The sequence below is a fragment of the Streptomyces sp. NPDC127098 genome, assembly GCF_042722465.1.
Lineage (GTDB): Bacteria > Actinomycetota > Actinomycetes > Streptomycetales > Streptomycetaceae > Streptomyces > Streptomyces millisiae.
The window spans coordinates 309,681-328,682 of sequence record NZ_JBHXFJ010000001.1; the positions used below are offsets into that span (position 1 = coordinate 309,681).

The 19,002-nt window shown below is 74.3% G+C and carries 17 protein-coding genes; 12 read left to right on the plus strand and 5 right to left on the minus strand.

What is annotated here, in order from left to right:
• The 5 genes from ACFWI8_RS01365 to ACFWI8_RS01385 form a co-directional block, all read right to left on the minus strand.
• On the minus strand, positions 1-498 hold the full coding sequence (locus tag ACFWI8_RS01365) for a methylated-DNA--[protein]-cysteine S-methyltransferase (protein WP_387084257.1): 498 nt from the start codon (positions 496-498) through the stop codon (positions 1-3).
• 6 nt (positions 499-504) lie between these two features.
• Positions 505-1,980, minus strand: coding sequence for an AlkA N-terminal domain-containing protein (locus ACFWI8_RS01370; protein ID WP_387084303.1), 1,476 nt, complete (start codon positions 1,978-1,980; stop codon positions 505-507).
• 67 nt (positions 1,981-2,047) lie between these two features.
• Positions 2,048-2,512 carry a PPOX class F420-dependent oxidoreductase gene (locus ACFWI8_RS01375; RefSeq protein WP_387084259.1) on the minus strand — a complete coding sequence of 155 codons (465 nt, stop codon included), beginning with the start codon at positions 2,510-2,512 and terminating at the stop codon, positions 2,048-2,050.
• Between the two features lie 82 nt (positions 2,513-2,594).
• Positions 2,595-4,994, minus strand: coding sequence for an endopeptidase La (gene lon, locus ACFWI8_RS01380; RefSeq protein WP_387084261.1), 2,400 nt, complete (start codon positions 4,992-4,994; stop codon positions 2,595-2,597).
• A gap of 733 nt (positions 4,995-5,727) precedes the next feature.
• Positions 5,728-6,642: a helix-turn-helix domain-containing protein gene (locus ACFWI8_RS01385; protein WP_387084263.1), complete on the minus strand. Its 915-nt coding sequence runs from the start codon at positions 6,640-6,642 to the stop codon at positions 5,728-5,730.
• A 239-nt stretch (positions 6,643-6,881) separates the two neighbouring features.
• On the opposite strand from ACFWI8_RS01385, the gene ACFWI8_RS01390 reads away from it, so the two are divergent.
• From ACFWI8_RS01390 to ACFWI8_RS01445, 12 genes are all read left to right on the plus strand, one after another.
• A complete protein-coding gene (locus ACFWI8_RS01390; protein ID WP_387084265.1) occupies positions 6,882-8,534 on the plus strand; it encodes an acyl-CoA dehydrogenase family protein in 1,653 nt (550 codons plus the stop codon).
• A gap of 19 nt (positions 8,535-8,553) precedes the next feature.
• Complete coding sequence (locus ACFWI8_RS01395; protein ID WP_387084267.1) at positions 8,554-9,156, plus strand: GNAT family N-acetyltransferase; 603 nt, start codon at positions 8,554-8,556, stop codon at positions 9,154-9,156.
• A 346-nt stretch (positions 9,157-9,502) separates the two neighbouring features.
• Positions 9,503-11,197: a nitrite/sulfite reductase gene (locus tag ACFWI8_RS01400; protein ID WP_387084269.1), complete on the plus strand. Its 1,695-nt coding sequence runs from the start codon at positions 9,503-9,505 to the stop codon at positions 11,195-11,197.
• Positions 11,194-11,373 carry a hypothetical protein gene (locus tag ACFWI8_RS01405; RefSeq protein WP_311604347.1) on the plus strand — a complete coding sequence of 60 codons (180 nt, stop codon included), beginning with the start codon at positions 11,194-11,196 and terminating at the stop codon, positions 11,371-11,373. Before ACFWI8_RS01400 ends, ACFWI8_RS01405 begins: the two co-directional genes overlap by 4 nt.
• 40 nt (positions 11,374-11,413) lie before the next feature.
• Positions 11,414-12,130 (plus strand): phosphoadenylyl-sulfate reductase, encoded by a 717-nt coding sequence (locus ACFWI8_RS01410; protein ID WP_387084271.1) that lies wholly within the window; start codon positions 11,414-11,416, stop codon positions 12,128-12,130.
• Between the two features lie 67 nt (positions 12,131-12,197).
• Positions 12,198-12,743 (plus strand): adenylyl-sulfate kinase, encoded by a 546-nt coding sequence (gene cysC, locus ACFWI8_RS01415; protein WP_387084273.1) that lies wholly within the window; start codon positions 12,198-12,200, stop codon positions 12,741-12,743.
• A 38-nt stretch (positions 12,744-12,781) separates the two neighbouring features.
• On the plus strand, positions 12,782-13,705 hold the full coding sequence (cysD, locus tag ACFWI8_RS01420; RefSeq protein ID WP_387084275.1) for a sulfate adenylyltransferase subunit CysD: 924 nt from the start codon (positions 12,782-12,784) through the stop codon (positions 13,703-13,705).
• Positions 13,705-15,045 (plus strand): sulfate adenylyltransferase subunit 1, encoded by a 1,341-nt coding sequence (locus ACFWI8_RS01425; RefSeq protein WP_387084277.1) that lies wholly within the window; start codon positions 13,705-13,707, stop codon positions 15,043-15,045. The genes cysD and ACFWI8_RS01425 overlap by 1 nt, the downstream gene beginning before the upstream one ends.
• A 407-nt stretch (positions 15,046-15,452) precedes the next feature.
• A complete protein-coding gene (locus ACFWI8_RS01430) occupies positions 15,453-16,601 on the plus strand; it encodes an ABC transporter substrate-binding protein (protein ID WP_387084279.1) in 1,149 nt (382 codons plus the stop codon).
• A gap of 36 nt (positions 16,602-16,637) precedes the next feature.
• Positions 16,638-17,444: an ABC transporter ATP-binding protein gene (locus ACFWI8_RS01435; RefSeq protein ID WP_387084281.1), complete on the plus strand. Its 807-nt coding sequence runs from the start codon at positions 16,638-16,640 to the stop codon at positions 17,442-17,444.
• Entirely contained in the window at positions 17,431-18,333 is a 903-nt protein-coding gene (locus tag ACFWI8_RS01440) for an ABC transporter permease (RefSeq protein WP_387084283.1), read from the plus strand. The genes ACFWI8_RS01435 and ACFWI8_RS01440 overlap by 14 nt, the downstream gene beginning before the upstream one ends.
• The coding region (locus ACFWI8_RS01445) for a sirohydrochlorin chelatase (RefSeq protein ID WP_387084285.1) at positions 18,330-19,002 on the plus strand (673 nt) is incomplete at its 3' end. The genes ACFWI8_RS01440 and ACFWI8_RS01445, both read left to right, overlap by 4 nt.

A 19,002-nucleotide genomic window follows, 5' to 3' on the forward strand; every position in this document is an offset into this window, starting at 1 on the left:
TCAGTCAGCGGTGGCCTGGGCCGTGAGCGCGCCCTCCAGACGGAGGAGGGTGACCTTGCGGTCCAGGCCACCGGCGTATCCGGTGAGTGAGCCGTCGGCGCCGATGACGCGGTGACAGGGCCGCACCACCATCAGCGGGTTGGCGCCCACCGCGCCGCCCACGGCGCGGACGGCGCGTGGCGAGAGCCCGGCGAGTTCCGCGACCCGACCGTAGCTGACGGTCTGGCCGTAGCCGATCCGGTCGAGCGCGTCCCACACGCGGCGCCTGAACTCGGTCCCGCTGGGCGCCAGTTCCAGGTCGAACTCGGTCAACTCGCCGGCGAAGTACGCGTCGAACTGCTCGCGCACGGCGTCGAAGCCGGCGTCGTCGCGCCGCCAGTCGGCGGCCACCGTGGCGCCGCCGCGCTGTCCCGGCACGCTGACCGAGGCGACGGCGCCGGGGCGGGGCCCGGCGATCAGCAGGTCGCCCAGTGGGCTCGGGTGAACGGTGTAACGCATGGTCGGTCAGTCCTCTCGGTCGGTCGGGGACGGCTCCCCGGCCCACAGGTGGTGAACGGCGTAGGAGCGCCAGGGGCGCCACCGCTCCGCCGCGTCGCGGTCCGCGTCGATCCTGGCGAGGCCGTGGCGGACGCCGGCGTCGCCCGGCAGGAAGACGTCGGGGTCGCCGAGCGCGCGCATCCGCACGTAGCCGGCGGTCCAGGGGCCGATGCCGCGCAGCGCGAGCAGGGCCTGCTCGGCCGCGTCGCGGTCGGCGCCCGGCGCGAGCGTCAGCGCGCCGTCGGCGAGCGCGGCGGCCAGCGTCCTGATGGTGGCCCGGCGGGCCTCGGGCATGCCGAGCTCGGTCAGCGGGGCCTCGGCCAGGGTGGCCGGCTCGGGGAAGAGATGGGTGAGCCCGCCGCTGGGCGCCGGCAGCGGCTTGCCGTAGGCGGCGACCAGCGTGCCGGCCAGGGTGCGGGCCGAGGTGACGGTGATCTGCTGGCCGAGCACGGCGCGCACCGCGAGCTCCTCGGGCTCGGCGGCGCCAGGCGAGCGGAGCCCTGGGCGGGCGCGGGCCAGGGCGCCGAGCGCCGGGTCGGCGGCGAGCCGTTCGGCGACGGCGTAGGGGTCGGCGTCCAGGTCGAAGAGGCGGCGGGCCCGCTGCACGGCGGTGGTCAGGTCGCGCAGGTCGGTGAGGTGGACGCGGCAGGGCAGCCAGCGGGCGCCGGCCTGGCCCGGGGACTCGTCGACCTCGACGATGCCGCTGCCGTGCGGCAGGTCGAGCGTGCGGCGGTAGGTGCGGGCGCCGGGCGCTCCTGAGACCTCCTCGATGCCGGCGATGGCGCGCAGCGCGAGGAAGTCGAAGATCGCGCGGGCGTCGTAGGGGCCGCGGTGGGCCAGCCGCAGCGGGACGTCGCCCGCCGGGCCGCCGCGGGCCGCCGCGGCGCCGCGCTCGCTGGCCCGCAGCGCGCTGGGGGTGCGGTCGTAGGCGGTGCGGATCGTGTCGTTGAACTGCCGGACGCTGGCGAACCCGGCGGCGAAGGCGACCTCGGTGATGGGCAGGTCCGTGGTCTGCAGCAGGACCCGGGCGGTGTGCGCGCGCTGGGCGCGGGCCAGGGCGATGGGGCCCGCGCCGAGCTCGGCGGTGAGCTGCCGCTGCACCTGGCGCGCGCTGTAGCCGAGCCGGTCGGCGAGGCCCGCGACGCCCTCGCGGTCCACCACGCCGTCGGCGATCGCGCGCATCGCGCGGCCGACGGCGTCGCCCCTGGCGTTCCACTCCGGCGAGCCGGGCACCGTGTCGGGACGGCAGCGCCGGCAGGCCCGGAACCCGGCGGCCTGGGCGGCCGCCGCCGAGGGGTAGAAGCGCACGTTGACGCGCTTGGGGGTGGTCGCGGGGCAGCTCGGCCGGCAGTAGATGCCGGTCGTCAGCACGGCCGTGAAGAACACCCCGTCGAAGCGCTCGTCGCGGCTTCTTATCGCCTCGTACCTGCTGTCATCGTCCATCACGCTCCCCAGTCTGCGCCCGCCCCGGGGCCGGTGCTAGCGGGAATCGGACATGGACGTGCGGTGATCAGGGGGCGAGGCGCGCGGGGAAGCCGCCGGTGGCGATCGGGCCCCAGCGGTCCGGCGTGATCCTGATCAGCGACTTGCCCTGGCGGACCATCGCGGCCCGGTACTCGGCCCAGTCGGGGTGGTCGCCCGCGATGTTGCGGTAGTACTCGACAAGCGGCTCGACGGCCTCCGGCACGTCAAGCACCTCGGCGGTGCCGTCGATCTGCACCCAGGGACCGTCCCACTCGTCCGAGAGCACGACGACGCTCACCCGCGGGTCGCGGCGGGCGTTGCGCGTCTTGGCGCGCTCCGGGTAGGTGGCGATCACCAGATGTCCCGCGTCGTCGACGCCGCAGGTCAGCGGCGAGGCCTGCGGGGTTCCGTCGGACCTGCGGGTGAGCAGCAGCGCGCGGTGGCGGGGGCGGACGAAGTCGAGCAGCCTGGCCAGGTCGACCGGGGTGTTGGTGGCGATCGAAGGACTCATGGCGCAGCAGACTACGCGCCCCGCGAGGACGCGCGGCGGCCGGTCCCGCCCTCGCGGGACCGGCCGCCGACCCACGCCGCGATCAGGCCGCGACGGCCACCGTGGGCGACTCGGCCGGGGCCAGCGCCAGCTCCAGCACCTGGCGGACGTCCGTGACCGGGTGGACGTCCAGCTTCGCCAGGATCTCGGCCGGCACGTCGTCCAGGTCGGGCTCGTTCCGCTTGGGGATGATCACGGTCGTCATCCCGGCGCGGTGGGCGGCGAGCAGCTTCTGCTTGACGCCGCCGATCGGGAGGACCCGCCCGGTCAGCGACACCTCGCCGGTCATCGCTACGTCGGGCCGCACCCGGCGGCCGCTGAGCAGCGAGGCGAGCGCCGTGGTCATGGTGATGCCCGCGCTCGGCCCGTCCTTCGGGACCGCGCCCGCCGGCACGTGCAGGTGGATGCCGCGCTCCCGCAGGTCGCCGACCGGCAGCTCCAGCTCGGCGCCACGCGACCGCAGGTAGGAGAGGGCGATCTGGCCCGACTCCTTCATCACGTCGCCCAGCTGCCCGGTGAGGGTGAGCCCCGAGCCGCCGGTCTCCGGGTCGGCGAGCGACGCCTCTATGTAGAGGACGTCGCCTCCGGTACCGGTGACGGCCAGCCCGGTGGCCACCCCGGGCACCGCGGTGCGCCGCTCGGCCGGCTCCTGCGCGGACTCCGGCACGTGGTGCGGGCGGCCGATCAGGTCGCGCAGCGAGCCCTCGGTGACGGTGAACGGCAGGGTGGTCTCGCCCAGCTCGGCGCGGGCCGCGACCTTGCGCAGCAGCCTGGCGACGGTGCGCTCCAGGGCGCGGACGCCCGCCTCCCTGGTGTACTCGCCGGCCAGCCGGCGCAGCACGCCGTCCTCGACGGTCACCTCGCCGGCGTCGAGTCCGGCCCGCTCCAGCTGGCGCGGGACCAGGTGGTCGCGGGCGATCACGACCTTCTCGTCCTCCGTGTAGCCGTCGAGCCGCACCAGCTCCATCCGGTCGAGCAGCGGCTGCGGGATGGCCTCCAGGGCGTTGGCCGTGGCCAGGAACACCACGTCCGACAGGTCGAGCTCGACCTCCAGGTAGTGGTCCCGGAAGGTGTGGTTCTGCGCCGGGTCGAGGACCTCGAGCAGCGCGGCCGAGGGGTCGCCCCGGTAGTCGCTGCCGACCTTGTCGATCTCGTCGAGCAGCACCACCGGGTTCATCGACCCGGCCTCCCTGACGGCCCGCACGATCCGGCCGGGCAGCGCGCCGACGTAGGTGCGCCGGTGGCCCCTGATCTCCGCCTCGTCCCGGACCCCGCCGAGCGCGACGCGGACGAACTTCCGACCCATGGCACGGGCCACGGATTCTCCCAGGGACGTCTTGCCGACGCCGGGCGGGCCGACCAGCGCCAGCACGGCACCGCCGCGCCGCCCGCCGACCACCCCGAGGCCACGGTCGCCGCGCCGCTTGCGGACGGCCAGGTACTCGGTGATGCGCTCCTTCACGTCCTCCAGGCCCGCGTGGTCCGCGTCCAGCACGGCCTTGGCTCCGGCGATGTCGTAGGCGTCCTCGGTGCGGACGTTCCACGGCAGTTCGAGCACGGTGTCCAGCCAGGTGCGGATCCAGCTGCCCTCCGGGCTGGCGTCGGAGGAGCGCTCCAGCTTGTCGACCTCCTTGAGCGCGGCCTCGCGCACCTTCTCCGGCAGCTCCGCGGCCTCCACCCGGGCCCGGTAGTCGTCGCCCTCGCCCGCGGCGTCACCGTTGAGCTCGGCCAGCTCCTTGCGGACGGCCTCCAGCTGGCGGCGCAGCAGGAACTCGCGCTGCTGCTTGTCGACGCCGTCCTGCACGTCCTTGGCGATGGACTCGGCGACCTCCTCCTCGGCCAGGTGGTCGCTGAGCAACTTGGTCGCGAGCTTCAACCGCTCCACCGGGTCGACGGTCTCCAGCAGCGTGCGCCGCTGCTCGACGCTGAGGAACGGCGAGTAGCCGGCGTTGTCGGCCAGCGCGCCGATGTCCTCGATCTGCTGCACCCGGTCCACGACCTGCCAGGCGCCGCGCTTCCGCAGCCAGCTGGTGGTCAGGGCCTTGTACTCCTTGGCCAGCTCGGCGACGCTGCCGGGCAGCGGGTTCGGCACGGCCTCCTCGACCACGGTGCCCTCGACCCAGAGCGCGACGCCGGGACCGGTGGTACCGGAGCCGATCCGCACCCGGCTCACGCCGCGCACCAGCGCGCCGGGGTCACCGTCGGCGAGCCGCCCGACCTGCTCCACCCGGCCCACCACGCCCACGCCGGCGTAGGTCCCGTCGACCCGCGGCACGAGCAGCACCCGCGGCTTCTCCCCTCGGGGCGCCGCGGCCTGCGCGGCCTCGACCGCGCCACGCACCTCGGCGTCCTTCAGCTCCAACGGCACCACCATCCCCGGCAGCACCACCTCGTCGTCGAGCGGCAGCACCGGCAGGGTGAGCTTGTCCAGCGACAGACTCATGATCTCTCCCTCGGCAGGCAAATTGAGCTATTCCGACTCAATGTCGAGCGCTTCGCGGATGTTCCCGAGATGGCGCGCTGTTCGCCCACAGCGATCCCGGCCTGGCGGCCTACCGCCGGCGACGGCCCGAGGCCGCCGCTTCGGGGGTTTCCCCCACCCACCCGCCCTTCCCCGCTCCGCGGGCGGCCTCCGCGCTGCGCGCGGCGGCTTCGCCGCAGGAGCGCGACACGGCGGGCCGGCACCACCCGCGGCGGCTCCGCCGCCGGGCCGCCGGCGCCCCGCGAGGGCGGTTGGGTGGGCGCGACGCAGCCGACCCGCCCGCCGCCAGGCCACGACGCTCCGCGTGGGCGCAGGCCGCCCGAAAGGCAGCCCGCCGGGCGCTCGCCCGTACCCCCAGCCTCCCCGACAGGGGCGGGTGGGTGGGCGCGGCACCGCCGGCACGCTGCGCGGCGCAGCCGGCGCACCGCTGCGGCGCCCCCCGCCTTCCGCCGGCCGCGCTACGCGCGGCCGGCGCACCGCCGCACAAGGCCACCCGCCAAGAGCGTGCGGGCGGCACCGCCGACCCGCCCACCGCCAGGCCACGCGCAGCGCGCAGCGCGCGGCACCTCGCTCCTCCAGCTCACCGCCGCGCAAGGCCCCCCGCCGAGGGCGGGTGGGTGGGCGCGGCACGGCCGCCAGGCCACGACGCGCGGCCGGGCGCCGCAACGGTCGGCCGGTGCCGCGGCCACGTGGCCTACGTCTCGCGCAACACCCGCCGCAGGAACGGCTCGGTCGCGGCCGGGGGTTCGGCCTGGAGGACGAGGCGGTTCATGACGTGGCGGTAGGACTCGATCTCGGTCGGCTTGTCGGGGTAGACGCCGCCCGTCTGCTGCTCCAGGTAGACGACGTCCGGCAGGTCGCCGCCCGGCGGGCGGAGGATCGTGACGGGGCCGCCGAGTGCCGCGTGACCGCCGGAGGCGAACGGCATGATCTGGAGGGTGACGTGCGGCAGTCGCGCCGCCTCGATGAGGTGTTCGAGCTGGGCCCGCATCACCCGACGACCGCCGATGGGGCGCCGCAGCGTGGTCTCGTCGAGGACCAGCCAGACCCGCGGCGGGTCCTCCCGCCGCAGCACGCCCTGGCGGGCCATCCGCAGCTCGACCCGTCGCTCCACCGCCGCCTCGTCGAGCGGTTCCGGCGCGAGCCCGACGACCGCGCGCGCGTAGTCCTCGGTCTGCAGCAGGCCGGGGACGAACTGCAGCTCGTAGCCGCGGATCACGGTGGCGGCCTGTTCGAGGCCGAGGTAGACGTTGAGCCAGCCGGGCACCACGTCGTGGAAGACGTGCCACCAGCCGGGCTGGGTGGACTGCCTGGCCAGCGCCAGCAGCGTGGCACGCTCGGCCTCGTCGGTGACGCCGTAGAAGGTGAGCAGGTCGAGCACGTCGCGTGTCTTGAAACCGGTCCTGCCCATTTCGAGGCGGCTGATCTTGGAGTGCGAGCCGCGGATCCGGCGTCCTGCCTCGCCACCCGTGATGCCGCACGCCTCGCGCAGTCGGCGCAGCCGGCTGCCGAGGATCATCCGGGGGACGGTGGGCCCCGTCTGCCGGTAGTCGGGGACGGCGGGGGCTTTGCTCTCGTAAACACTCTCTTCGTGCTCGACGACACCCATGCCGCTCCCATCCCTGTGGCCGCGAACGGCCAACTGTACTAGGTCCGGACCGGATTGAACCCCGCGGATGTGCCCCTGTCCGCAGGCGCGCCGAGGGTTCGCGACGGCTCCCGCACACGGTGCCGGCCGGCCGCCGGCGCGCCGGGCACGCGCCGGCGCACCCGGCGGGAACCGGCCATCGGCGCCGGTGCCGTTCCGGGTGGTGACGGGCGACGGACGCCGGGCCTACCGTTGGCGTCATGACGCACAGCACCCACGCGGTGACCAACCAGCCGCCGCCGCTGACGGAGTACGACGTCTTCTCCGCGGACGCCGCCCTCGCCGAGGGCTTCGCCCGGCACGTCGCGCCCGAGGTCGCCGACGAGGCGACCGCCGAGCTGCGCGCGCTCGGCCGCGCCGCCGGCTCGGCCGAGGCGATCGAGTGGGGCGTGCGGGCCAACGCGCATCCGCCGGTGCTGCGCACCCACGACCGGTACGGCCACCGGATCGACGAGGTCGAGTTCCATCCCGACTACCACCGGCTGATGGCCACCGCGGTGGAGGCCGGCCTCACGGACGCGGTGTCGCGGCCCGCCGGGCGGCTGCGCAGGACGGCCGGGTTCCTGGTGTGGACGCAGGTGGACGCCGGCCACGGCTGCCCGGTGTCGATGACCCACGCGGCGGTGCCGGCGCTGCGCGCCGCACCCGAGCTCGCCGCCGTCTGGGAGCCGCTGCTGACCGCCCACGCCTACGACCCCGGGCTGCGTCCGGTGGCCGGCAAGGCGGGTGCGATCGCCGGCATGGGGATGACGGAGAAGCAGGGCGGCTCCGACGTACGGGCCAACGCCACCCGGGCGGAGCCGCTGTCCGAGCCGGGCGCCTACGCGCTGACGGGCCACAAGTGGTTCTGCTCGGCGCCGATGTCCGACGCCTTCCTGGTGCTGGCCCAGGCGCCCGGCGGCCTCACCTGTTTCCTGCTGCCGCGCGTGCTGCCGGACGGCACCCGCAACACGTTCCGGATCCAGCGGCTCAAGGAGAAGCTGGGCAACCACTCCAACGCCTCGTCCGAGGTGGAGTTCGACGGCTCGACGGTGGCGTGGCGGGTCGGCGAGGAGGGGCGCGGGGTGCCCACGATCATCGAGATGGTCGCCGCCACCCGGCTCGACTGCGTGACCGGCTCGGCCGCGATCATGCGGCAGGCGGTGGCCCAGGCCGTGCACCACGCCACGCACCGCGAGGCGTTCGGCGGGCCGCTGGTCGACCGGCCGCTGATGCGGAACGTGCTGGCGGACCTCGCCCTGGAGTCGGAGGCGGCGACGACGCTGGCGCTGCGGCTGGCCGCGGCCCACGACGCGGCGGCGGCCGGCAGCGCGCGGGACCGGCAGCTGCTGCGGATCGCGGTGCCGGCCGCCAAGTACTGGGTGACCAAGCGCTGCACGCCGCTGGTGGTGGAGGCCCTGGAGTGCCTGGGCGGGAACGGCTACGTGGAGGAGTCCGGCATGCCGCGGCTGCTGCGCGAGTCCCCGCTGAACTCGATCTGGGAGGGCTCGGGCAACATCCAGGCGCTGGACGTGCTGCGGGCGTTGCAGCGCGAGCCGCAGGCGTTGAACGCGTTCCTGACCGAGGTGGGTCAGGCCGCGGGCACCGACCACCGGCTGGACGCCGCGATCAAGGGGGTGCTCACCGAGCTGTCGGACCTGGAGGGGATCGAGGCCCGCGCCCGCCGTCTCGTGGAGCGCCTCGCCCTGGTGCTCCAGGGCGCCCTGCTGGTCCAGCACGCGCCGCCCGCCGTGGCCGACGCGTTCTGTGCCTCCCGGCTCGGCGGCGACTGGGGCGCGGCCTTCGGGACGCTGCCCGGGGCGCTCGACCTGGGCGCGATCGTGGACCGGGCGGCTCCGCCCGGCCCCGCCTGACTGTGGTGGGATGGGCGGCATGAGCACGTCGCCCACCCCGACCCGTTCCGTCACCACCTGGTGGCTTGAGCAGACCTCGCCGAGCGACCTGGTGCCGGCGGCGCGGACGCCGGCCCCGGAGGCCGGGGTCCGGGTGGCGCGGGCCGCGGTGCCGAGCCCGGAGTTCAGCCGATTCCTGTACACGGCGGTCGGTCAGGACGTCACCTGGACCGACCGGCTCGGCTGGGACGCGGCACGGTGGCGGGCGTTCCTGGGGCGGCCGGGCGTGGAGACCTGGGTGGCGTACGAGCACGACACCCCGGCCGGCTTCCTGGAGCTTGACCCGGGACCCGACGGCGCGGTCGAGGTCAGCTACTTCGGTCTCCTGCCTGCGTTCCGCGGTCGCGGCCTCGGCGGGCTGCTGCTCGCCGAGGGCGTCGCCCGGGCGTGGGACCTGGCGCGGCGGTGGCCCGGACTGCCGGACACCCGCCGGGTCTGGCTGCACACCTGCTCCAAGGACGGGCCGCACGCGCTGGCCAACTACCGGCGCCGCGGCTTCCGGGTCTACGACACCACGCGGGCCGAGGAGCCGGCGGTCGCCACCCCGGGCCCGTGGCCGGGCGCGGCGGTCGACGAATCGTGACCAACCGAGCGTAACCACCCCGCCACAGCGACCACATAGTGGGACGACCCCGTCCACATTGCGGATAACGGTGGACGAGGGCGTCACCGCGTGCCACGCTTCCGTCATGTCTGAAGCTGGAATAGCCCTGGTGAGTCGGCGGCACGTCGACTTCGGTCGAATGTCCAGCGCCATCTGTCCGGCCTGGTGAGAGCCGCGATCCCGGCCCCCTTCGCCCCACCGCTTTCCCGACGCTGATCCCCCCGCCGCCGCGCCGTCGCGGCGGTTGAGCCATGGGGTGGTTCAGTGCTGCCGCCCTGCCACCACGCAGGCCCCCTTGAGGCCCGTAGAAAGGCGCGACGCCACGATGTCCGACAGTGCCGAGAAGCCTGCCGCCCCGACCCGCCGCAAGGCCGGCCGCCACCGCGGCGAAGGCCAGTGGGCGGCCGGGCACTTCACGCCCCTGAACGGCAACGAGCAGGTCAAGAAGGACGACGACGGTCTCAACGTGCGCACCCGCATCGAGACCATCTACGCCCAGCGCGGCTTCCAGGCCATCGACGGCCAGGACCTGCGTGGCCGGATGCGCTGGTGGGGCCTTTACACGCAGCGGCGGCCCGGGATCGACGGCGGCAAGACGGCCATCCTGGAGCCGGAGGATCTGGACGACGAGTTCTTCATGCTGCGCGTCCGCATCGACGGCGGCCGGCTGACCACCCGCCAGCTGCGCGTCATCGCCGAGATCTCCCAGGAGTTCGCGCGCGGCACCGCCGACATCACCGACCGGCAGAACGTCCAGTACCACTGGATCCGCATCGAGGACATGCCGGAGATCTGGCGCCGCCTGGAGGCCGTCGGGCTGTCCACCACCGAGGCCTGCGGCGACACCCCCCGGGTGATCGTCGGCTCCCCGGTGGCCGGGATCGCGGCCGACGAGATCATCGACGGCACGCCCGTCATCGAGGAGATCCACCGCCGGGTGGTGGGCAACAAGGCCTACTCGAACCTGCCGCGGAAGTTCAAGACCGCCGTCTCGGGATCCCCGCTCCTCGACGTCGCCCACGAGGTCAACGACGTGGCGTTCGTCGGCGTCGTCCACCCGGAGCACGGCCCCGGCTTCGACGTCTGGGTCGGCGGCGGGCTCTCCACCAACCCGCGGATCGGCGTCCGGCTCGGCGCCTGGGTGCCGGCAGAGGAGGTCGCCGACGTCCACGAGGGCGTCGTGTCCGTCTTCCGCGACTACGGCTACCGCCGGCTGCGTACCCGCGCCCGCCTCAAGTTCCTGGTCGCCGACTGGGGCGCGGAGAAGTTCCGCGAGGTGCTGGAGAAGGAGTACCTGCTGCGCCGGCTGGTCGACGGCCCCGCGCCGGCCGACCCGCCGCACGCCTGGCGCGACCACGTCGGCGTCCACCGGCAGAAGGACGGCCGCTACTACGTGGGCTTCGCGCCCACCGTCGGCCGGGTGGACGGCACCACGCTCGCCAAGATCGCCGACCTGGCCGAGGCGCACGGCTCCGGGCGGGTGAACACCACCGTCCAGCAGAAGATGCTGATCCTGGACGTCCCCGAGGAGCGGGTCGCCTCGCTGACCGAGGGCCTGGCCGCGCTCGGCCTGACCGCCGAACCCTCCCCGTTCCGGCGCGGCACCATGGCCTGCACCGGCATCGAGTTCTGCAAGCTGGCCATCGTCGAGACCAAGGCCAGGGGCGCCTGGCTGATCGAGGAGCTGGAGCGCCGGCTGCCGGAGTTCGACGAGCCGCTGACCGTCAACATCAACGGCTGCCCCAACTCCTGCGCCCGTATCCAGATCGCGGACATCGGTCTCAAGGGGCAACTGGTCGTGGACGAGCACGGGGAGCAGGTCGAGGGCTTCCAGGTCCACCTGGGCGGTTCGCTCGGCCTCGAGCCCGGCTTCGGTCGCAAGGTGCGCGGCCTGAAGGTCACCGCCGAAGGTCTCGCCGACTACGTGGAGCGGGTGCTGCGGACCTACCTCGACCAGCGGGAGCCGGGCGAGCGGTTCGCGCGCTGGGTCGCCAGGGCGGACGAGGGCGCGCTGTCATGAGCGAGCGCGCGGCCCCGTTCTACTGCCCGTACTGCGGCGACGAGGACCTGCGCCCCAGCGAGGCCGGCCACGGCGCCTGGGAGTGCGCGGCGTGCAACCGGGCGTTCCGCCTGTCGTTCCTCGGCCTGCTGGCCAGCGGTCTGACGCGCGGCGACCGGGACGACCACGACGGCTGATGTAAGGCAAGGCAGAGGCAGAGGAAGGGGCATCGGAACCATGACCACCGTCACCAGCACCGAGCCACCCCGCGCCGAGCGGCTGCGCGAGCTGGCCGAGCGGGCGGGCCGCGAGCTCGAGGAGGCGCCGGCCCTGGAGATCCTGCGCTGGGCCGCCGACACCTTCGGACCCCGGTTCTGCGTCACGGCCTCCATGGCCGACGCCGTCGTGGCCCACCTGGCCGCCCGGGCCAGGCCCGGCGTCGACGTCGTGTTCCTGGACACCGGCTACCACTTCCCCGAGACGATCGGCACCAGGGACGCGGTCGCCGCCGTGCTGGACGTCAACGTCATCACCCTCACCCCCCGGCTGACCGTCGCCGAGCAGGACGCCGAGTACGGGCCCCGGCTGTACGAGCGGGACCCGGACCGCTGCTGCGCGATGCGTAAGGTCGAGGTGCTCGAGGCCGGCCTGGCCGACTACGACGCGTGGGCCACCGGGCTGCGCAGGGACGAGTCGCCGACCCGCGCCGGCACGCCGGTGGTCGGCTGGGACGCGCGACGCGGCAAGGTGAAGATCGCGCCGATAGCCCGCTGGACGGACGCGGATGTGGAAGCCTATGTCGCCGAGCACGGGGTGCTGACCAACCCGCTGCTGCAGGACGGCTACGCCTCCATAGGGTGCGCCCCCTGCACCCGCCGCACGCTGGCCGGCGAGGACGCGCGGGCGGGCCGCTGGGCCGGTCTGGCCAAGACCGAGTGCGGGCTGCACGGCTGATGCGGCACACCCCTCGGGCCACCGCGCCCACCACAGCACACCCCGACGAGAGCCTCAGGAGTGGGAGATGAGCGTGTCAGGGCAGGGCGCCACCATCTGGCTCACCGGCCTGCCGAGCGCCGGCAAGACGACCATCGCCCGGGCGCTCGGCGAGCGCCTGACCGCCGAAGGACACCGGGTCGAGGTGCTGGACGGCGACGAGATCCGGGAGTTCCTCTCGGCCGGGCTCGGCTTCTCGCGCGAGGACCGGCACACCAACGTCACCCGCATCGGTTTCGTCGCCGAACTCCTCGCCTCGCACGGGGTGAAGGTGCTGGTCCCGGTGATCGCGCCGTACGCGGACAGCCGCGAGGCGGTGCGCAAGCACCACCAGGTGTCCGGCACCGGCTACCTGGAGGTGCACGTGGCCACGCCGGTCGACGTGTGCTCCGAGCGCGACGTCAAGGGCCTGTACGCGCGGCAGGCGGCCGGTGAGCTCACGGGGCTCACCGGCGTGGACGACCCCTACGAGGTGCCGGCCGCGCCCGACCTGGTGATCGCCGCGCACGAGCAGTCGGTGGCCGAGTCGGCCGGCGCGCTGCACGCGCTGCTGGGCGAGCGGGGGCTGTTGTGACGGTCCCGCTGAGCGAAGACGAGCGAGAGGAGCGGAGCATGACGGCGTCCGCCGACCCCGGTGGTCCCTTCACGCTGTCCCACCTGGACGTGCTCGAGTCCGAGGCGGTGCACATCTTCCGGGAGGTGGCCGGGGAGTTCGAGCGCCCGGTGATCCTCTTCTCGGGCGGCAAGGACTCCATCGTCATGCTGCACCTGGCGCTCAAGGCGTTCGCGCCCGCGCCGCTGCCGTTCTCCCTGCTGCACGTGGACACCGGGCACAACTTCCCCGAGGTGATCGACTACCGGGACGAGGTGGTGGCCCGCCACTCCCTGCGGCTGCACGTCGCCCACGTCCAGGAGTTCATCGACAGCGGCCGGCTGCGGGAGCGCCCCGACGGCACCCGCAACCCGCTGCAGACCGTGCCGCTGCTCGACGCGATCGAGCGCAACCGCTTCGACGCGGTCTTCGGCGGCGGCCGCCGCGACGAGGAGAAGGCCCGCGCCAAGGAGCGGGTGTTCTCGCTGCGTGACGAGTTCGGCGGCTGGGACCCGCGCCGCCAGCGCCCCGAGCTGTGGCAGCTCTACAACGGCCGGCACGCCCCTGGCGAGCACGTCCGGGTCTTCCCGCTCTCCAACTGGACCGAGCTCGACGTGTGGCAGTACATCGGCCGGGAGAAGATCGACATCCCGGCGATCTACTTCGCCCACGAGCGCGAGGTGTTCGGGCGCTCCGGCATGTGGCTGGCCCCGGGCGAGTGGGGCGGCCCGAAGGACGACGAGCCGGTGGCCACCCGCCTGGTCCGCTACCGCACCGTGGGCGACATGTCCTGCACCGGCGCGGTCGAGTCGGAGGCCGCCACCATCGAGCAGATCATCGCCGAGATCGCGGCCTCCCGGCTCACCGAGCGCGGCGCCACCCGGGCCGACGACAAGCTGTCCGAGGCCGCCATGGAGGACCGCAAGCGGGAGGGGTACTTCTGATGACGACCGCCGCCTCGCCCGCCGAGACCTCGGCCACCTCGCTGCTGCGCTTCGCCACCGCGGGCTCCGTCGACGACGGCAAGTCCACGCTGGTGGGCCGGCTACTGCACGACTCCAAGTCGGTGCTCGCCGACCAGTTGGAGGCCGTCGAGCTGGCCTCCCGCAACCGCGGCGCCGACTCCGTCGACCTGGCGCTGCTCACCGACGGCCTGCGCGCCGAGCGCGAGCAGGGCATCACCATCGACGTCGCCTACCGCTACTTCGCCACCCCGCGCCGGCGGTTCATCCTCGCCGACACCCCGGGGCACGTGCAGTACACCCGCAACATGGTGACCGGCGCCTCCACGGCCGAGCTGGCCATCATCCTGGTGGACGCGCGGCACGGGGTGGTCGAGCAGACCCGCAGGCACGCGGCGGTCGCCGCCCTGCTGCGCGTCCCCCACGTGGTGCTGGCCGTCAACAAGATGGACCTGGTCGACTACGCCGAGCCGGTGTTCGCCCGGATCGCCGGCGAGTTCACCGCCTACGCCGACTCGCTCGGCGTCCCCGAGGTCACCGCGATCCCCATCTCGGCGCTCGCCGGCGACAACGTCGTCACGGCCTCGGCCACCATGGACTGGTACGGCGGCCCCACGGTGCTCGAGCACCTGGAGACCGTGCCGGTCACCCGCGACCCGGCCGAGGACCCGGCCCGCTTCCCCGTCCAGTACGTCATCAGGCCGCAGACCGCCGAGCACCCCGACTACCGGGGCTATGCCGGGCAGATCGCCTCCGGCGTGCTGCGGGTCGGCGAGCGGGTGCTGGTGCAGCCGTCCGGCCACTCCAGCGTGATCGAGCGGATCGACGCGCTCGGCCAGTCCGTCGACGTGGCCTGGGCGCCCATGTCGGTGACCCTGACCCTCGCCGACGACCTGGACATCTCGCGCGGCGACCTGATCGTGCCGGCGGCCGGCGCCACCGGGGCGAGCCAGGACCTCACCGCCACCGTCTGCCACCTGCACGACCGGCCGCTGACCCCGGGCGCCCGGGTGCTGCTCAAGCACACCACCCGCACGGTCAAGGCGATCGTCAGGGAGATCCCGTCCCGGCTGACGCTGGACGACCTCTCCCAGCACCCGGCGCCCGGCCGGCTGGTGGCCAACGACATCGGCCGGGTGGTGATCCGCACGGCCGAGCCGCTGGCCGTTGACGACTACGCCGACTCCCGCGCCACCGGCTCCTTCCTGCTGATCGACCCGGCGGACGGCGCCACCCTCACCGCCGGCATGGCGGGCACCGCCTTCGCCGCCAGCGCCCCCGACCAGCCCGTGGACGAGGCGTCCGAGGGGTGGGACTTCTGACGATGCGGATCAGGGCCTGTCCGACTATTCCCGGTGGATCAGCGAGCGGCGCATGGCGCCCGGCTGGCAAGGCGCCCCGCGCGGCGGAGCCGCATATCGATAGCAGCGCAGCTCGTACTTGGCCGTACTCGCGCGCAGCGTCGACATACCGCTCTGCGGCGTGGGGCAACGCCGCCAGGCGGGATGTCTGGGGGCACCTCCCAGCCGCCAGGCTGGGGGCGCGTCGCGAGCCCGCCGGGAATGGTCGGACAGGCCCTGGAGACGTCTTCTCGACCTTCGCCAAGGAGGGCGGCCGCGTCGGCAGCGGCAGGCTCGGCGCGGGGCACGGCGGGATCGGGCGATGTGCGGGCTGAACCCCGCCCGTTGACCCCGTTCCCGATTCCTGCCTGCCCTGAGAGGACCCGTCCATGACCGCCATCCGCTCCTCCCGCCGGAGAGCCGCCCGCCGCGGCCGCCGCACGCTGACCGCCGCCGCGGCGCTCCCGCTGTTGCTCCTGGCCGCCTGCGGCTACGGCTCGGACTCCGAGGACGACGCCGGCCCGTCGAACCCGTCGTCGGACGAGTCGAGCGCCGAGGCCCTGTCGGCCGACGAGGTGACCATCGGCTACTTCGCCAACATCACCCACGCCACCGCGGTGGTCGGCCTCCAGGAGGACGGCGGCCTGATCCGCCAGGAGCTGGGCGGCACCGACGTCTCCACCCAGATCTTCAACGCCGGCCCCTCCGCCATCGAGGCGCTCAACGCCGGCGAGGTCGACGTCACCTTCATCGGCCCCAACCCGGCCATCAACGGCTGGGCGCAGTCCGGCGGGCAGAGCCTGCGGATCGTGTCGGGGGCGGCCTCCGGCGGCGCCTCGCTGGTGGTGAACCCGGACACCGTCCCGTCCCTCGACGACCTGGCCGGCGCCCGGATCGCCACCCCGCAGCTCGGCAACACCCAGGACGTGGCGCTGCTCAACTACCTGGCGGACAACGGCTACGAGGTCGACCCGGAGTCAGGACGCGGCGACGTCGAGGTGGCCCGCATCCCCAACGCCGAGATCCCGGCCGCCTTCGACAGCGGGGACATCGACGGCGCCTGGGTGCCCGAGCCCACCGCGGCCAACCTGGTGAGCCGGGGCGCCGAGACCCTGCTCGACGAGGGCGAGCTGTGGGACGACGGGCGCTATGTCGTCACCCATGTCATCGCCCGCCAGGACTTCCTGGCCGACCACCCGGACGTGGTCGAGGCCATCGTGCGCGGCGTGGTGGATACCAACGCCTGGATCAACGACAACCCGGACGAGGCCAAGGCCGACTTCAACGCCGGCCTCGCCGCGCTGCCCGGCGGCAACGAGCTGCCGGCCGAGGTGCTCGACCCGGCCTGGGAGAACGTCGAGTTCCTCGACGACCCGCTGGCCGGGACGCTCCAGCTCGGCGCCGAGCACGCGGTGACGGCGGGGCTCCTGGAGGAGACCGACCTCGGCGGCATCTACGACCTGTCCATCCTCAACCGGGTGCTCGCCGACGCGGGGCAGCCGGAGGTCGACGACGCCGGCCTCGGCGTGGACGACTGACGCGCCCGAGAGTCCCGTGACCGCAGCCTCCAGGAGGTGACAACCATGGCCCTCACCGCCACCGGCAAGCCCGACGCCGCCGACGCCGTCGCGACCGGGTACGCCGTGCGTCTCGACCATGTCTCGAAGTCCTTCGGCCGACCCGGCCGGCAGCAGCTGGTGCTCGACGACATCAGCCTCGACGTCGCGCCCGGGGAGTTCGTCACCCTGCTGGGGGCCTCGGGCTGCGGCAAGTCGACCCTGCTCAACCTGACCGCCGGGCTCGACGCGGCCTCCGAGGGCCGGATCTCGGTCCCCGGCGGCCGCCCGGCCCTGATGTTCCAGGAGCACGCGCTCTTCCCCTGGCTGACCGCGGGCCGGAACGTGGAGCTGGCGCTGCGGCTGCGCGGCGTGCAGAAGAACGAGCGCCGCGCCGAGGCCGAGCGCCTGCTCGCCCTGGTCCGGCTCCAGGGCTCGTACGACAAGCGGGTGCACGAGCTCTCCGGCGGCATGCGGCAGCGGGTCGCGCTGGCCAGGGCGCTCGCCCAGGACAGCCAGCTGCTGCTGATGGACGAGCCGTTCGCGGCGCTCGACGCGATCACCAGGGACGTGCTGCACGAGGAGCTGACCCGGATCTGGTCCGAGACCGGCGTCTCGATCCTCTTCGTCACCCACAACGTGCGCGAGGCGGTGCGGCTCGCGCAGCGCGTCGTGCTGCTCTCCTCGCGCCCGGGCCGGATCGCGCACGAGTGGCGGGTGGAGATCCCCCAGCCGCGCCGCATCGAGGACGCCGAGGTCTCGGCGCTCTCCGTGGAGATCACCGAACGGCTCAGGGAGGAGATCCGCCGTCATGGCCAACAGTGACACGACGCCGCGCCCGACGGCCGGCGCCTCGGACCTCGCCGGCCTGGAGGCCGGCCTCGACGCGCTGGACACCGTGCCGGCGCAGGACCGGCAGTCGATCGGCCGGGTGGTGCTCGCCAAGGTGGTGCCGCCGCTGGTGGCCGTCCTGCTGGTGCTGGCCGTCTGGCAGGCCGTCTACTGGGCGGAGATCCAGCCCGACTACCTGATGCCGAGCCCCGCCGACGTGTGGGGCGAGTACGACGAGATGTGGCGGCAGGGCACCCTGTTCGAGTACATCTGGACGAGCGTCTCGCGTGGCCTGCTCGGCTTCCTGGTCGCCATCGCCATCGGCACCCCGCTGGGGCTGCTCGTCGCCCGCGTGAAGCTGGTGCGGGCGGCGATCGGGCCGGTGCTGACCGGCCTCCAGTCGCTGCCCTCGGTGGCCTGGGTGCCGGCGGCGATCATCTGGTTCGGCCTCTCCAACGGCACCATCTACGCGGTGGTGCTGCTGGGCGCGGTGCCGTCCATCGCCAACGGCATCGTGGCCGGCGTCGACCAGATCCCGCCGCTGTACCTGCGGGTCGGCCGGACGCTCGGCGCCCGGGGCCTCACCAGCGTGCGGCACGTGCTGCTGCCGGCGGCGCTGCCCGGCTACCTGGCGGGCCTCAAGCAGGGCTGGGCCTTCTCCTGGCGCTCGCTGATGGCGGCCGAGCTGATCGTGCAGACCCCGAGCCTGGGCACCGGTCTCGGCCAGCTGATGGAGGGCTACCGCACGATGCAGAACATGTCGGGGGTGCTCGCCACGATCATCCTGATCCTGATCGTCGGCGTCGCCATCGACCTGCTGTTCTTCTCCCCGCTGGAGCGCCGCGTGCTGCGCGGTCGCGGCCTGCTGGTCCGCTCCTCGTGACCACGCCGCCGCCCCCGCCCCTGCTGGTCGTCGCGCACGGCAGCCGCGACCGCCGGCACGCCGCGACCGTGTCCGCGCTGGCCGCGCGGGCGCGGGCGCTGGCGCCCGGGACGCGGGTGGCGGTGGGCTACCTCGACTTCGACGCGCCGAGCGTGGACCGGGCGCTGACCGAGCTGTACGCCGCCGGCGCCCGGCGGGTGGTGGCGGTGCCGCTGCTGCTGGCCAGGGCCTTCCACGCCAAGGCCGACATCCCGGCCGTGCTGCGGGCCTCCGCCGCCCGGCTGCCGGGGCTGACGATCCGGCGGGCCGACGTGCTCGGCCCCGACCCGCTGCTGCTCGCCGCCCTCGAGCGGCGGCTCGCCCAGGCCGGCGTCGGCCGGGCCGACCGGGCCGAGACCGGCGTGGTGTTGGCGTCGGCCGGCTCCTCTGACCCGGAGGCGATCGCGGTGTTCGCGACAGCCGCGCGGGAGTGGCGGCGCGCCGCGGGTTGGTGCGCCGTGCGGCCCGCGTTCGCCTCCGGCTCACGGCCCACCACGGCGGACGCCCTACCCCCGGTGCGCGCCGACGGCGGACCCCCGGGGGCCCGTGCCCCCCGTGGGATACCACCCGGACCGCAGCCCGCACCGGAAATGGCCCGCCCCCCCGCCGCGGGGCCCCACCCCGGGGGCC

Coding starts and splice junctions, on each gene's coding strand:
- cysC (WP_387084273.1), top strand. CDS start 12,198: ATGAGCGTGTCAGGGCAGGGCGCCACCATCTGGCTCACCGGCCTGCCG.
- ACFWI8_RS01395 (WP_387084267.1), top strand. CDS start 8,554: ATGAGCACGTCGCCCACCCCGACCCGTTCCGTCACCACCTGGTGGCTT.
- ACFWI8_RS01375 (WP_387084259.1), bottom strand. CDS start 2,512: ATGAGTCCTTCGATCGCCACCAACACCCCGGTCGACCTGGCCAGGCTG.
- ACFWI8_RS01405 (WP_311604347.1), top strand. CDS start 11,194: ATGAGCGAGCGCGCGGCCCCGTTCTACTGCCCGTACTGCGGCGACGAG.
- lon (WP_387084261.1), bottom strand. CDS start 4,994: ATGAGTCTGTCGCTGGACAAGCTCACCCTGCCGGTGCTGCCGCTCGAC.
- ACFWI8_RS01385 (WP_387084263.1), bottom strand. CDS start 6,642: ATGGGTGTCGTCGAGCACGAAGAGAGTGTTTACGAGAGCAAAGCCCCC.
- cysD (WP_387084275.1), top strand. CDS start 12,782: ATGACGGCGTCCGCCGACCCCGGTGGTCCCTTCACGCTGTCCCACCTG.
- ACFWI8_RS01430 (WP_387084279.1), top strand. CDS start 15,453: ATGACCGCCATCCGCTCCTCCCGCCGGAGAGCCGCCCGCCGCGGCCGC.
- ACFWI8_RS01370 (WP_387084303.1), bottom strand. CDS start 1,980: ATGGACGATGACAGCAGGTACGAGGCGATAAGAAGCCGCGACGAGCGC.
- ACFWI8_RS01400 (WP_387084269.1), top strand. CDS start 9,503: ATGTCCGACAGTGCCGAGAAGCCTGCCGCCCCGACCCGCCGCAAGGCC.
- ACFWI8_RS01365 (WP_387084257.1), bottom strand. CDS start 498: ATGCGTTACACCGTTCACCCGAGCCCACTGGGCGACCTGCTGATCGCC.
- ACFWI8_RS01410 (WP_387084271.1), top strand. CDS start 11,414: ATGACCACCGTCACCAGCACCGAGCCACCCCGCGCCGAGCGGCTGCGC.
- ACFWI8_RS01425 (WP_387084277.1), top strand. CDS start 13,705: ATGACGACCGCCGCCTCGCCCGCCGAGACCTCGGCCACCTCGCTGCTG.
- ACFWI8_RS01390 (WP_387084265.1), top strand. CDS start 6,882: ATGACGCACAGCACCCACGCGGTGACCAACCAGCCGCCGCCGCTGACG.
- ACFWI8_RS01440 (WP_387084283.1), top strand. CDS start 17,431: ATGGCCAACAGTGACACGACGCCGCGCCCGACGGCCGGCGCCTCGGAC.